Raw genomic sequence first — 14,112 nt, 5'->3', positions numbered from 1 at the left:
TGTCCCCCCGTGAACGCGATGCGCGCGGTCAGTGCCGGCGCCGGCGTGGCGGACTATCCTTAGCGTATACCCTGCGGAGCAGTAGCATGATCGACCTCAACCACCTTGATGACCTGGCCCGTCGCCTGAGCGACATGGTCCCGCCGGGCCTGCGCCAGTCGCGCGAGGAACTGCAGGCCACCTTCAAGACCGCGCTGCAGGCCGGGCTGGGCAAACTGGACTTGGTCACCCGCGAAGAATTCGACGTACAGCGCGCGGTGCTGCTCAAGACCCGCGAGAAGCTCGAGGCGCTGGAGAAGACCGTGGCCGAGCTGGAAGCGCGCGGCAGCGATACGTCGGCAGGCTGAGCCCGGCCCGCATCAGGCCGTTTGCAGCACAAACCGCTCGATCGCCAGCGCCACGCCATCCTCGGCGTTGGTCGCGGTTTCGAAGCGCGCCGTCTGTTTCACCGCCTCGATGGCGTTGCCCATCGCCACGCTGGTCCCGGCGAACTGCAGCATGGTCAGGTCGTTCTCCTGATCGCCGAGTGCCATCACGTTGGCCGCGTCCACACCCAGGTGCGCGGCCAGCTTCTGCAGGCTCGGCCCCTTGCCCGCCCGGTGGTCGAACACCTCCAGGAAGAACGGCGCACTCTTGAGCACCGCGAAACGGTCGGTCAGTTCCGATGGCAGGCGTGCAATCGCCGCGTCCAGCACGTGCGGCTCGTCGATCATCATCAGCTTGATGAACTGCATTGCCGGGTCCATGTCCTCCACCCGCCGGTACGACAACGGCACGTGCGAAAGGTGCGAATCGGCCACCGTGTAGATGCTGATGTCCTGATTGGGCGTGTACATGCGCCGGCCATCCAGCGCCTGGAAGTGGATGCCCAGATCGCGTGAGATGCGTTCGCAGAACAGGAAGTCCTCGAAGCTCAGCGGATACTCGACCACGCGCTGGCCGCTGCCGAGGTTCTCCACCACCGCGCCATTGCAGGCGATGCAGAATTCCGCATCGCCCTCGATGCCCAGCTCAGCCAGGAACGGCGCCAGCCCGGACACCGGTCGGCCGCTGGCCAGCACCACCCGCACGCCCTGCGCGCGGGCCGCGGCAATGGCCTGCTTCACCCGCGGCGTGAGCTTGTGGGCGGGGTTGAGCAGGGTGCCATCCATGTCGATGGCGATGAGGTGGACCGGGCTGGGGTGGTGCGGCATATCCATCAGATTCAATGTTCGGGCGGCGCAGGGGGATCTCCAGTCTAGCGGCAGCGCATGAACGCCCGCGCCCGCGCGCGTCGCCTCAGAAGCCTTCTGGAGTCGGAACGCTCTGTAGTTCCTTCGCCTTCCTCCACCGCTCCACGGCGCCATGAAGGCGCGATGCCCGACTCCCGTCCAGTGGCCAACCAGTGACCTTCTCGACAAGCCGGCCACCCGCAAAGAAATAGAACACCGGTGTCGACCAGTCATCGATCTCTGGCCAGTCAAGCCAGTCATATGTCAGAACCATACGCTGAGACGGATGACGTCGGTTCCAGCTCTCCACCTCGCGAACGCGAAGGTCACCTTCGGGAGGCACCAGCCACAACGCATCCTTGAAGCCGTCGGCAAGGCGTGAGTCCATGGAAATGGCCGCGCCTGCCGCATTCGAAAACCCACATACAGGATTGCTCACTACGACAATGCCATCCCTGAGCCGGGCTTCGTCAGCCGGCTCCACGGAGATATGGTTGTTGCCTGTCACCATTACCCTACGCACTGCACCCTTGCCGGCCAACGCGCCGACATCCACCGAAGGGAGCGATGGGCGCCCGGCCTCTGCCAGCAGGATGTTCGCCCACTCGAATTCTCGTGCCTTGATCATTGAACGGATCACTTGATCAAAGTCACCCTCCCTGGCACCGCCAAGCGCGGTCAATGCCCGATAGACCATGGCCAACTCTCGCGCGACGCCAGGGTCCTTCGAGTAGAAGACAGTGGAGATCGCAGCATCCAGTCGCGCTGAAAGTGCCTGTGGATCGGTGGTACTGACAGGTGCCGGGAACTCCGCCCTATACAGACGCACCAGACGATCGCGCCTCTCGAGTGAGGTCATTTGCTGCTCAGCAGACGCCATCGCCTCGATTCTTTGTGAGAATTCGGGCGGATTCCCTTCCGCAGAAGCGACCCCAACCGCCAATGTCGAAAGATGCAGGAAGACAAGCGCCTTCATGGCACCGTGGAATGCGACGGCGGCGAACTGTCGTCGCATAGGCACGATCAGCCGTTGGACGTGCAGGCAGCACGCTGACTATCACCACAGGGACGCTGACCTTCACACCTGTCCCCTTCGAGGAACGGGCTGTCGCTGCCGCCAGATTCTCCTCCGATGCCCAGCGGAGCACTATTGCAATGATGATCAATATCGCTACGGAGGGAGGCCGTAATCGTGCTCGTCCCGGACTCAAGCAGCTTCATGCGCTCTTCCATTTGATGAAGATGGGCGCGCCTTCATTGCGCACAGCTTCTATATCGCAAAACTGTTCGTTGCTCAACAAGCACAGCTGGAGATTCGCTACGCCGATCCGGGTTGTCCTGTGTGATTTGTGATTCATGTCAGTTTTGAAACTGCCAACGTGTACTGCTACGTCGAGTCGATGGCGGGCGACGAGCAACTGCCGGCGTTTCATCCATAGCGCTGACAACGCAAACAGCATCGACAGGCGCGAGAATCTCCCTGGTGGCGTCGCGTCGCCCACGTTCGGCTGAGTGCTTATCCCGTGCTGCAACCAGACGAATGCGACCTCGAACACGAAACGGTTGCAGCGCCGTACGCTACCCGAAACGCAGTGAGCGATGCACCGCAATACCCACATCCAGCTGCAGGGTTTGCCTATACCGGTCAACGTTGAACTTACCCACCATTGCGAGCTTGACCGACAACTTTGGGTAATCGCATGAGCCTGGCGCTGGTCCACAGCCGTGCCCGCGCAGGCGTCAACGCGCCTGCCGTCCGCATTGAAGTACTGCTCTCCGGCGGCCTGCCGCACACCCAGATGGTCGGCCTGCCGGAAACCGCCGTGCGCGAATCGCGCGACCGCGTGCGTGCGGCCATCGTCTGTTCGCAGTTCGAGTTTCCACAGCGCCGCATCACCATCAACCTGGCCCCGGCCGATCTGCCCAAGGAGGGCGGTCGCTTTGATCTGGCCATCGCGCTGGGCATCCTCGCCGCCAGCGGGCAGATCGATACGCAGGTGTTGTCGCGCTACGAATTTCTGGGCGAACTGGCGCTGACCGGTGAACTGCGCGGGGTGAACGGCGTGCTGCCTGCCGCCCTTGCCGCCGCCCGGCTTGGCCGCACGTTGATCGTGCCACCAGAGAACGCCGCAGAAGCCGGCTTGGCCGGGCACGCCGATGTGCGCGTGGCGCGGACGCTGCTGGAAGCATGCGCCGGACTGGGCGAGCGCACGTTGCCCAAGGCCCTGCCTGCCGACGTCGCCAGCCTGCCCATGCCCGACCTGCGCGACGTACGCGGCCAACCGCAGGCACGGCGAGCGCTTGAGGTAGCCGCTGCCGGTGGTCACCACCTGTTGCTGATAGGCACGCCGGGCTGCGGCAAGACGCTGCTGGCCTCGCGGTTGCCCGGCATCCTGCCCGACGCCACCGAGCTGGAGGCACTTGAGACCGCCACGGTGGCGTCCTGCACCGGCGGCGGCATCGACACCGCCCGTTGGCGGCAGCGCCCGTACCGATCACCGCACCACACCGCCAGCGCGGTATCGCTGGTGGGCGGCGGCTCGTTCCCGCGCCCGGGCGAGATATCGCTGGCGCACAACGGCGTGCTGTTCCTGGATGAGCTGCCCGAATGGAGCCGGCACGCACTGGAGGTGCTGCGCGAGCCATTGGAGTCGGGCCAGGTGATAGTCGCGCGCGCGTCGCGCAGTGAAGCGTTTCCCGCACGCTTCCAGCTGGTGGCCGCGATGAACCCCTGCCCCTGCGGATGGGCCGGCGACCGGAGCGGGCGCTGTCGCTGCGCGGTCGATGGCATCCAGCGCTATCGCGGTCGCGTGTCCGGCCCGCTGCTGGACCGCATCGACCTGCATGTGGAGGTGCCGCGGTTGGAGCCGCACGAACTGCGCGATGACACGCCGTGCGGCGAAGACAGCAGCACGGTGCGGGCGCGGGTGGTGGCGGCACGCGAAGTGCAGCTGGGTCGTAGCGGGAAGGCCAATGCACAGTTGCAGCCCGGCGAGCTGGCGCAGCACTGTCGGCTGTCTACTGCGGATCGGCAACTGCTTGAGGATGCGGTGGAACGATTGCAGCTGTCAGCGCGGTCGATGCATCGCATTCTTCGCGTGGCGCGGACGGTGGCCGACCTGGAGGGGAGTGAGGACATTCGGACGGCGCACGTGGCCGAAGCGATCGGGTATCGGCAGTTGGATCGGGGTGGGAGTGGATGAGCTATCGCAATCGCTCAGCACCACAAGAATCCAAGCTCGCCAAGATTCACTGCACGATCATGAATAGGGTTAGATAGCGTTAGAGCGCCCATAGACTTAGTTGCGCTAACCCGTTGATCGTCGCCCGCCTGCTATCCCAAATGGCGCATATCAGGGACAGAGATGCGGTGCGGGATACGCTCAGTGGTCCACAGCCGTGCGGTTGCGGGCGTCAACGCGACTAGGTAATGAAATACGCGACTGACTTTAACGAAAGGCCTCCCTCGACCAACTGCGCTGTGGCAAGCGGTTGGCGAGGGAAGTGGACGACCTTGCGGTGAGTGCCTGCTCCCACCGCAACGCCACCAGGTCAGCCATGGTCAGCGAGCCTCAGAAGCGGCTTAGACACCTGACTCCAGCTTGTACAACTTGCGCGGTCTTGCAATCGCCGCCATAGACCGATACGATACATGCACATTTCGCACATGCCGATTACTACCATGACTATACAGAGTGATAAGTTTGCTGCCCAGCCAGAGGGTAATGAGACCCTCACCAGCCTCCTATCGCAGGCTCACGATGCGCCGCAGTCCATCCCCCACTTCTCCCCTGCCGACCCGGGACGATTCGCTAAAGAGGCGCCCCAGTTCAGCGATTTCTTGAACTGGGACAATGGATCGCTGTGGAGGCTGATCAACTCCGAAGCGGCCTACCTCCAGATGGCGGCTTTTTCCCTTCGCGGAAGCCCAGCGGTTGCCGGTATCACCCAGCATCTCGACCTAATCCTTGAGCCGATCGACACCCGGGCAGAAACTGACGCCGGAGCGGAGAAGCTAAGCCATCGAGCTCGCCGAGCGATCGGGTCGATGATTCGCGCGGTCATGGAGGCCAACGGCTTCCGGAAGGCTGGCATTCTGCGCGCGGTACCACCTGAGCCTCGGCGCTTGTTCGTCAGGTCCGAAGTCTACGAACGGACCCCGGCTGGCGAGAGCACCTTGGAAGAAGAACTCAACTGGGACCAGTATGCCCTTGGTGCTTCTTTTGCATCGGTCCGGAGGCTAGCGCCTCGGATGAGCATCCGGGCTTTGCCGTCGATGTACAGCCCCGACAGGCGCTGGTTCTACCTGTCCTCCCTGGACATCGGCGTATGTACTACTGATGAGGAAGACCTGCGACGCCTGGAGCATGACCTGGGAGGTAGCGTAAAGTCGATCAGGGAAAACAATCCCCAAAGCCTCCTTCGTCTAGCCACCTACTATGGAGACTTCTTGGAGGTCTGCACGATGCTACATGAGCTCTCTACGGATCCGTATGAGTTCGCCGATCCGGATGCGCGCTTGGAGGAAAGCTGATAATCCCCCCCGCTCTTAGCGATCACCCAACCGGCTGTCCAGAAAGACATAACCAGCATGGTCCTACGTTTAGGACGCTCGAAGTGAGTCAGCCTGCTACCGCCATACGGCCAAGGCCAGCCACAGCAAGCCAGGCGATCGGACAGCTGCAGGTGTAGCGATGCCTGCATCTCACGCACGCTATGGAGATAGCGGTCGCGTCAGCAAGCGTCACCGGCTGGCGTGGATCCACTGACCTCGCCCACCAGTTGCACCACCACGACGCCTAGCGCGTCAGCGAGGTGGACCGGGCAGACCATGTCCGGGCTGGCCAACTGACGTGCTCGATGCCTACGTCACTGGCCAGCTCGGCGATCGCGGAGCTGCAGCGTGGCATCTGAAACACGTCGCTAAGCGTCGGCAGCCCCTTAGCCCAGCGAGCTGCTCACATTGCCCGGGTGGCGCTTGAAGAAGCGCCTTGCTGAGCCTGCTCTCGCCAGCGATGAACTTCACCAATCAGTCGGCTGCGACGTTCGGTGTCGTACATGAACTGGCCAAGCGTACTTGCCACAAGCTCCTCGCTCATTATCACCTTCTTGATATTCTTGCCGACGCCGCCCAGCGGCACCCCTTGTTCCGGCCAGGTCTCTTCGACGCTCCGGACGGCCTTGCGGATCGAAAGAGTTGGAATAGCTCTCTCGGCATGCTCAAGAACCCCGTACAGGCTGAGGAACTGGATCAAGACCTCATCGATGTGGTCATACTCGCTGTGCGACTTAAGCGTTGGCATATCCGGCCTGGTTCTACCACCATCCCGAAGGAATCCGCTGTAGAGCCGCGAAGTCTCGTCGTGTACTTCTCCAGCGGTGATCGTGTTGTCGTAGCCGTAGTAGAAGGCGAATGGCAAACGCCCAGTTCTGGGCAGCAGCGTGATGGGAGCCATGGAGTGGCAGAACGCTGCAACTACGGTGAGTTCACCGCCGCTTGCGAGCGTGATGGAGCCAAGCGCCGCTAGATACGCGGACCATGAGACGTACGCACCGGACGCTAGCTGCAAACCTGCCTTTTCTTCACCATGCCCGTGAATGAAAAGCATTGGGCGCCCTCCTGCCTCAGCGTCCTTCCGGATAAGGGCAATGGCAGCATCGAATGCAGCTAGGTCGGGACAGTCAATCCGCCTCACCAGGTCGCTTGCTTCACCGTAGCTTTCAACATGTTGGGCGAGTACACCATCAATAATGTTATCCCTGGTTTTCGTGCTTGCGGACGCCTCGGCTTCGGGCAGTGCATCCAAGATGTAAAAACGATCGCATGAAGTGCATTGCGAACGGGAATATTGAATTTTCAACTTCGAGGACATGGCGCGTAGGCGTTAGCAACTGGATTAGCGATTATGGTGAACAACCTATTCCTTCGGCAACTCCCTTAGTTGATCGTTGCTCAGCTCATCAAACCTCGCACCGGCAAACTTCATTCATTCCCCTTATCCAAGTTGTTGATGTTTCCAGTCTGGCTGAGTCGCCCCGGCTTCTGTAGACACCCCGACATCTCGCGCCTGAAGGAGAAAGGCTGAGAGGACGCGTAAGCGGCTTCTGGAAGCAGAGCCCAACACGAAAGAGCACGAAGAGCGGTTTGATGAAAAGAGGCGTTCCTGGCAGAAATGATCCAGGCGTTGTCGGAAATGCGTTGATCCGCTTGTTCGCACAGAACAGTCAGGCCCCGAAATCCAGCAATTTCGGGGGCCTTCCTGTTTATTTCGTAGAGCGCCCGACGCCCCCAAAAGCCGCTAATGAGCCGGTTCCGCCGTACACAACCGCCGCCTAATGCACGGCAGCCGCGAGCATGGCCCTATGATCACGACGACGGGGTGGCCTTGCATGATGCCGGCACTCGAGCAGCCGGCATCTCACAACGCCCTCGGGGGGCAGCGGTCGCTCCGGCCGACGTGGATCCGCCTTGTACACCAGCTGGACAACAGGGCGCGGGCCCCGAGACGCTGCGGCCCGCGCAGGACACTCCTACTGCACCTAAGGGACAGCGGCCGCCGCCGGCGGCGGCACCGAACTGCGTGACAGAAGAAGAGCGAGCGCGCCGTTGATCGAGCCAAGCGCATCGATTACACCGTCCATTACGAAATCTAGGGCACGACCGTAGCCATCGTTCAGATGGGCGGTATCAAATCCCATGGTCTGAAGTGTTTTGATGCACATGCCCACGGTGTCGTGTGCATCAGCGATACGAAGATCATTGTTGAGGAACAGCGCAGCCATCTTGGGATTGCGTGCACTCCACCCCTCGGGTTCAACTTGGGATGAAAAGGACTCTAGCGACTCTTGATCTGCGTTCAGGCGTTGAACAACGTTCAACAGCGCTTCGAGACACTTCAGTAGCGCAAAACCGTTGATGTCCTTGCGCGGACAGCCGGCCTTTGCCAGCAGCTGTTTCACAAAGCCATTGGGAACTTTCTGCAGGATCTCGTGGACCTGCTTGCACCTTGAAAGGAAGGCCTGCTGCGTCATGGACAATGGTGCAACCTGGGCCAACTTCCCGAGGTTTGGGTAGCCATCCCACCCATTCTTGTAGAGCTCAACTTTGTTAAAACCGGTCAACTGTTCCGGTACCGTCTGCAACCCGGCACTCCTTGCCAACAGGGATAGGTTCTCGTCTAGCGAAACAAGCTGGTCCAAAAGGCGTTGAGTCTTTGAAACAATGTGCTCTTCATTAAGATTTAGGTGAGCAATTGCATCGACACTCCGCGCGAACTTGTGTGCGTGACGTACCTCTCGGTCGGGGACCGTTCCATACAGGTCATCCAGCGTGGCCGAAATCAAGTTGCGTCCCACTCGAACACAGCCTGAAAATCCCCATTGAGCCTTGTAAGAAGGGCTGCAATGCCACTGTCCGTGGACCTGGACAGGCGTTGAGTCATAGAAGGCGCTTTGTTCGTACCGCTCAAGGAACTGATCGTCCAGATACACTTGCTCGCGATTGAAAGAGGCTCTGGCAAGAGCTCGGTGCGTCGGCTCAGAGTCACCTGGCCAGACGAGCCCATCGGCACTCATTTCTGGACAAAGCTCTGGACCTGCGACCTCAACGCATGCCCATACCTGCAGTACCAGATGACCTTGGTGCATACGGATGTCTAGCTCGTACCATGCGGGCCCTGAGTCAGGCTTAAGGTCAATGTGGGTATTGATCTCCATCAGGCAGCGGACGGCCGGATGGTCCTCAATCCGCGATCTAAAATAGAAGGTGCGAACTGCTCTTGCTGCTCGCAGCCATAGGTACTTTCGAAAATAGTCGTTTCTCATCGACCAATGTATGTTCCTAGTCGATTTCCAGTAGTACTCGCTGGATATCTCGCCACCCGCCACCCCGACTTCGGGTTGCCCAAGATCGTCGTAGATGAGCTTTTGATGGTCATTTCCAATGCAGCGAGGGCTGAGACCCAATGTCATCCAGACCGATTCGGCCAGGTTGAAGGTGTAGAACGATCCGTCTCCCCACGACGCAACGATGTAGTCATGGCCGGAGATAGATGCCTTGAAGCCCTCTGCAGCACCAAACCCTTCGACGGGGGTTGAATAAGCCGCCACGCCGAGACTCGTCTCCCTGAAGACAGCGATTGGCTCGTGCCCTCCACCCTGCACAACCGCCATCTGAAGATACAAGTGCTCGTCATTGACCTCTTTGTCTGGCTGCTCGTAGAAGCGCGCAACCTCGACTTCTTCACTCGGATTCAGCCCAATGGGCATCAGTAGCTTACGGAGTTGGTTAGGGATTGCGTCCACGGGCAGCGGGAATGCTGCGAGGTAATCGTAGGTCATGCTGAATTGCTCTGAGGTGCGACACGCCTGTAAAGCGTATGCAGGTTACTTCCGCCTAGCCTAAGCATGGCCTCAACGGGCCACTGCCGATCATGGAGGCCGGCTTAGGCTCTAAAGACGGCAAGCCAATGCATCGCTAGCCAAGCTCTGTGTCAACTGCATTAAGAGATTCCGGATTCAGTTGGCACGGGTAAAGCAGCTAGGTGCGCTGCTGCTTCTCACCCACAAACTCCATGATCCAGGAGCCTGACCGCCAGAGGACTTCCACGTCGAGCCCTCCAATATCGCTCGTACGCCGAGTCATCTGGGCCGATACACAGGCAACCGTCGCCTACCTATGGCTTTCGGCATACCAATGCGAGGCACAGAACGGCCCCTTCTGATCCGGATTCCATCGCTGCTCCAGGTTTTTGGATTGACTACTCGACCGAGCCGGGTTACTTGCAAGCATCACTTTTCTAAGCAAGGTGATGAAGCCGGTAGTCACTTCACTCGAACAATGGCTATCGCAGAAATAGTCAGCTATGACCATTGCCAAGACGGACATGTAGTCCATCTGGGGGGTGGGGATCCTGACATCGCGAGTATCCGTCTCGATGCTTCGGTCAAGCCTGAGCTGATCCGGCTTGATCCTTGCTAGTTCGCAGACGATAGTTGCAATCACAGCTTCATCAAGTCGCTTGGATTTTCCGAACTGAACATGGAACATTGGGTGAAACGCGGTCTGCGGATGCTTGTACTCGAAATCGAAATGCATGGTTTCGATGAGCTTCATCTCCCACCGACCATCGCTGCTTTTGTGGGTCGAGTAAACTTCTAGATGCGCGCCACCTCTATTGAAGATATCGCCGTCAAAGTAGAAGTGACCGTCCATAACAATAGCGCGCCTTGCGCGGCTGTTCACTCCGGTCTTTCGCAATGGTGCATCCCAAAGCACCGCCGGGTTCTTAAACGCTATGTACTTCCCGTCAACCCCTTTGTCTTCTTCTTCAAGCTCCGGCCATCGAACCTTCGCATTCCTATTAGCTATGACAATGTTCGCTGCGTTGTGAACGACTTCTACCTGCCGTTTGAACTTCACAAAGTCCGTCATCTTAGATTCCTGCCAGTGGGCCGAGTTCGTCCAGAACCTCTTCCTTGATTTTGGCTTCACTAGCGCCGGATGGCACCCAATCTGGGTTGGCCGCCGCCTGGTCCTGCCGTATGGCTTCCCCTGAAATCATGCACATGTAGGCCTGCGCCGCGTGACGATCAGGATCAATTCGTGTAAGCAACACGCCCTGCAGCCTCTCATCATTAGCGATGTCACCTCCTGCAGCGTCCGCTAATTCCATAAGCTTGGAGCGCCAGTAGAACGGTTCCACATCGGAGAAGGGGCCGGAGTACCGCGCGGCCTCCAACAACGTCGCGAACGCCTCGCATCGTTCCAGCTCGGCCGGTTCCACATTCAGATAGGCGGCAGCACCGCTCTTGCCCAGGATCGGGCCAGGGAAGGTTAGGATGTAATTGAAAAGCCAGTAACCCAGCTGGGTCGAGTAGCGCCTGGCCTCAGAGATGAGATGTTCCGAGGAGCTTTCATCTGGTGTCGCAAAATACAGAAGATTCTGCGATGCGTAGCCAAGAAATTCATAGGCAAGTCCCGGCTCACCCAGTACTGCAGCCAGAACGTCTGTGGGGCTGTGACGATGCAGAAGCAAATCTGGCTGCCGCTCTAGGGCAGACTCAATGGCCTTAAAGGCGCGGCTGATCGCGCCCAACCGGTGGATCAGTTGTGGCCCGCACTTATCGCTGCTCACCAATGCTCTAGGCATCCAGATTGCAGAGGCACCATCACGAATGGTGCGCTGCAGCTGCGGGAGCATTGCTAGATCGACGGGACGCCCACCCTTCTGGTACCTGCACACCGGCATGCCGACATTGCGAAGCGCCGACTTGTAGCTTGAGTGCGTCTGCAGCTTGGGCTGCCTTGCCAGATCGGTATCTAGTAGCACCAGGTCAATGGCGTGCTCACCGATTGTGCTCTTGAGGAACTCAGCAAGCTGCTCTTCGACAGCGCCACCTTCTTCGTTTGGTTTTTTCTCGGTTAGACCAACTTCTTGAGGCGAGAAGAACGTAACCTCGGTCCCTTGAGCGAACCCCTTGAATTTCTCAATCGTCTCGGGTTGATCTTCAATGATCAAAACGTTGCACATGCAAGCCCCCTTCAATCTTTTGCTAGTGGAAATGATGCTCTAAATGCCGTCGCGAATCCTGCTGGAGGCGTCTTCAAAAGCTCGACTCGACCCCCAACTCCCTCGACAACCCTCTTGATGACAGGAAGACCTAATCCTAAGCCGGAGTTAAGCGGATTGGCATCGTCGGCACTTTCGGTAGTTGTGAACAAGGCATCCCAAATTCGATCACGCAAATACTCTGGCACACCAATGCCGTTATCGGCGCAGACCAGAATGTGCCGGACACCATCGTTGGTAGCATAGATTTTGATACGGCGATCGGAACTGGTGGATTTCGCAACCAGTGCCTTCATAGCATTGGAGATCAGGTTGATAGCAACGCCATGATATGCAGCCAGAGGTACCGCGGGGCCAGCCAGCTTTGAGTCAGCCTCAATCTCAATGGTGATCCCATGATCGGCTGCCAGCGCCTCGACGGTGCGAGCCACAACCGTCAGCTGCGAACGGGCCTTGAACGGAGTGACCGTCATCTTGCGAGACGCTCCTACGAACAAGCGCATATACTCTGCCTGCTCGGCTAGGGCTTTTTCGTTACGTATAACTATTTCAGCATCCTGCGCGATCTCGGGATGCTTCTTTGCCAACTTTTTCAACGTCTCAGCGATCCGCTGGATCGCCTCTAGGGTCTTCTCAAACTCATGAGTCATGAATCCAGCCATGACACCCATAGTAGACATGAGCTCCAAAGACATCCTTACGCTTTTGTCGTAACCCTCAGCCGCCGATATCTGTTCTTCGACCTCTTCAAGCTGACGCAGCATGACGCGCTTGTGGTCAAAGTTAATCTCTGGCGAAGACCGAATCTCTGTGATGGTCGCGGCCAAGGCGGACCTGGCCTTCTTGCGGGCTTCTTCTTCTTTGGCCTGCTCATCCTGGACCCGAAACGCGCGATCGAAGTGTGCCAAAGACTCAACTGCAAATCGCACCAAGTGCCACATGAGCCGATAGGCACCATTGTCCCGCAACTGCTCACGATCCATATTCGGCAGCAGCCATCCGTCTTCAGTCTGAAGATTTGCCGGAGCCTTCCGCGTTGCAACGTGAACTCGACCGATCAGCTGCGGAACTCGCGGCAGGGCAAGCATTGGATTGAGCGCAGGGTTCTTCTTTGCCAAAGCATCCATCGGATAGAACACTGGCGTGATGACCGATTGCCAATTGCGCTCGTTCGATGACTTCGACGACTCGATTGCGAGCCAATCACTGTTCTCATCTGCGTACGCCGGCATTGCAAAGCCGTTGTCCACGACCGCCACGCCCGAGTTCTCTTTGACCCATGTCATTGCTCCCCTGCCATTCACAGGCAGATCAACAAAGGTACCCTGGCGATACGGGAAGAAACGGATGTCTATGAATACGGGACTATTGACCGTGTCCGCGAGGGGAAGATGTGGCACTCCCTCCAAGTCCTTTGGTAGCCCACGAGCGTCCTTCTCCCCCTGCATTCCTGAGAGAGCTTTGGCACTGTACTGCTTGGCAATTCTGTCTAGACGAAAGGTCTTCTTCTCGACAGGCTTCTTCTGACCCTTCCAAAAGACGCGGAAGTCTACAAGCCCATCAAGGCTCACGCTTAAGCGTGCCCGAGCCACATACTTGTCGAGGATCTGGCCAGCCAGCTCCACGTCCTCGCCATCGGCATCCTCATCTGCGAAATACACTTTAAAGCCGGGGTCCTCTGCTTCGAGCCCCTGCGTGTCGTACTCGAAATCAGGCTCTTCCAAGCCTCCATCTGCTTTTACGAGCCTGAGCACATCCGTGCGAACCCTAGCTACTGGCAGGTCCGCAACGTGTTCGCGTAGCGATTTCATCGTCAGACGGGTACCAACCTGCTCAGCCCTGGTCGCTGGGCGAACCGTGTACTCAATCTCGATATCAGCTACATCAGCTTTCTTGGATATGGCCACCCAGTCGAAGGTTGCTGTGAGTGTAGCTAGGGACTTGGACTTGGGATTCAGAGCCGTCGATTCGACAACAAGCACAGTGCCAAGAAATCGTGCAGAGAAGCGACCGACGCCTTTTGAGCCGGCCATGTGTCGCTGATAACGACGCGAGTGACGTCGCTTGACCTTGTTGGTACTACTTACGACCATCCAGTTGTTGAGAAATTCCTCCTCAGTGAGTCCGTGACCGTCGTCCGAGACGACGATCGCGTGGTCACCGATCTGAACTTCGCAATAAGACGCATCGGCGTCGTAACTGTTTTTGATCAGCTCCGCCAGTGCAATTTCAGGCTTGCTGACCAGTCGCTCACCTAGCTCTTCAAAAAGCGCGGCGCTGATGTGGAAATGGGCCGTCTTGACCTTCTTCGGATCGTCCTTCTTTGCCAT

The 14,112-nt window shown here is 58.7% G+C and carries 11 protein-coding genes; 3 read left to right on the top strand and 8 right to left on the bottom strand.

Annotation, left to right across the window (positions count from 1 at the left end):
• Positions 1-86: 86 nt before the first annotated feature.
• Positions 87-347 (top strand): ubiquinone biosynthesis accessory factor UbiK, encoded by a 261-nt coding sequence (gene ubiK / locus DX03_RS01090; protein ID WP_038685738.1) that lies wholly within the window; start codon positions 87-89, stop codon positions 345-347.
• A gap of 12 nt (positions 348-359) precedes the next feature.
• On the opposite strand, the gene yidA is transcribed toward ubiK, so the two are convergent.
• From yidA to DX03_RS21005, 3 genes are all read right to left on the bottom strand, one after another.
• On the bottom strand, positions 360-1,199 hold the full coding sequence (gene yidA / locus DX03_RS01085) for a sugar-phosphatase (protein WP_038685737.1): 840 nt from the start codon (positions 1,197-1,199) through the stop codon (positions 360-362).
• Positions 1,200-1,278: 79 nt separating this feature from the next.
• The gene (locus DX03_RS01080; protein ID WP_038685736.1) at positions 1,279-2,226 is read right to left on the bottom strand and encodes a hypothetical protein; all 948 of its coding nucleotides are present in this window, start codon (positions 2,224-2,226) and stop codon (positions 1,279-1,281) included.
• Positions 2,227-2,428: 202 nt separating this feature from the next.
• Positions 2,429-2,767: a hypothetical protein gene (locus DX03_RS21005; protein WP_185753427.1), complete on the bottom strand. Its 339-nt coding sequence runs from the start codon at positions 2,765-2,767 to the stop codon at positions 2,429-2,431.
• A gap of 144 nt (positions 2,768-2,911) precedes the next feature.
• On the opposite strand from DX03_RS21005, the gene DX03_RS01075 reads away from it, so the two are divergent.
• Complete coding sequence (locus tag DX03_RS01075; RefSeq protein ID WP_038685735.1) at positions 2,912-4,414, top strand: YifB family Mg chelatase-like AAA ATPase; 1,503 nt, start codon at positions 2,912-2,914, stop codon at positions 4,412-4,414.
• A gap of 449 nt (positions 4,415-4,863) precedes the next feature.
• Positions 4,864-5,745 carry a hypothetical protein gene (locus DX03_RS01070; protein ID WP_038685734.1) on the top strand — a complete coding sequence of 294 codons (882 nt, stop codon included), beginning with the start codon at positions 4,864-4,866 and terminating at the stop codon, positions 5,743-5,745.
• A 424-nt stretch (positions 5,746-6,169) separates the two neighbouring features.
• Here the strand turns inward: DX03_RS01070 and DX03_RS01065 are convergent, their stop codons facing one another.
• From DX03_RS01065 to DX03_RS01045, 5 genes are all read right to left on the bottom strand, one after another.
• Entirely contained in the window at positions 6,170-7,084 is a 915-nt protein-coding gene (locus DX03_RS01065) for a hypothetical protein (RefSeq protein WP_185753426.1), read from the bottom strand.
• A gap of 667 nt (positions 7,085-7,751) precedes the next feature.
• Positions 7,752-9,551, bottom strand: a complete 1,800-nt coding sequence (locus tag DX03_RS01060) for a hypothetical protein (RefSeq protein ID WP_051598700.1) — start codon at positions 9,549-9,551, stop codon at positions 7,752-7,754.
• Between the two features lie 331 nt (positions 9,552-9,882).
• Complete coding sequence (locus tag DX03_RS01055; protein ID WP_038685732.1) at positions 9,883-10,644, bottom strand: hypothetical protein; 762 nt, start codon at positions 10,642-10,644, stop codon at positions 9,883-9,885.
• Position 10,645: 1 nt separating this feature from the next.
• Positions 10,646-11,743: a hypothetical protein gene (locus DX03_RS01050; RefSeq protein WP_038685731.1), complete on the bottom strand. Its 1,098-nt coding sequence runs from the start codon at positions 11,741-11,743 to the stop codon at positions 10,646-10,648.
• A gap of 11 nt (positions 11,744-11,754) precedes the next feature.
• Positions 11,755-14,112, bottom strand: a complete 2,358-nt coding sequence (locus tag DX03_RS01045) for a sensor histidine kinase (protein WP_038685730.1) — start codon at positions 14,110-14,112, stop codon at positions 11,755-11,757.

It is taken from the genome of Stenotrophomonas rhizophila, assembly GCF_000661955.1.
GTDB classification, from domain to species: Bacteria; Pseudomonadota; Gammaproteobacteria; order Xanthomonadales; family Xanthomonadaceae; genus Stenotrophomonas; species Stenotrophomonas rhizophila.
The sequence above is the reverse complement of the archived record's forward strand: the minus strand, read 5'-3'. Positions and strand labels throughout refer to the sequence as shown.

Bases quoted from the DNA above. Each gene is read 5' to 3' on its own strand.
- ubiK (WP_038685738.1), top strand. From the start codon at position 87: ATGATCGACCTCAACCACCTTGATGACCTGGCCCGTCGCCTGAGCGAC.
- yidA (WP_038685737.1), bottom strand. From the start codon at position 1,199: ATGGATATGCCGCACCACCCCAGCCCGGTCCACCTCATCGCCATCGAC.
- DX03_RS01080 (WP_038685736.1), bottom strand. From the start codon at position 2,226: ATGCGACGACAGTTCGCCGCCGTCGCATTCCACGGTGCCATGAAGGCG.
- DX03_RS01075 (WP_038685735.1), top strand. From the start codon at position 2,912: ATGAGCCTGGCGCTGGTCCACAGCCGTGCCCGCGCAGGCGTCAACGCG.
- DX03_RS01070 (WP_038685734.1), top strand. From the start codon at position 4,864: ATGCACATTTCGCACATGCCGATTACTACCATGACTATACAGAGTGAT.
- DX03_RS01065 (WP_185753426.1), bottom strand. From the start codon at position 7,084: ATGTCCTCGAAGTTGAAAATTCAATATTCCCGTTCGCAATGCACTTCA.
- DX03_RS01060 (WP_051598700.1), bottom strand. From the start codon at position 9,551: ATGACCTACGATTACCTCGCAGCATTCCCGCTGCCCGTGGACGCAATC.
- DX03_RS01055 (WP_038685732.1), bottom strand. From the start codon at position 10,644: ATGACGGACTTTGTGAAGTTCAAACGGCAGGTAGAAGTCGTTCACAAC.
- DX03_RS01050 (WP_038685731.1), bottom strand. From the start codon at position 11,743: ATGTGCAACGTTTTGATCATTGAAGATCAACCCGAGACGATTGAGAAA.
- DX03_RS01045 (WP_038685730.1), bottom strand. From the start codon at position 14,112: ATGGCAAAGAAGGACGATCCGAAGAAGGTCAAGACGGCCCATTTCCAC.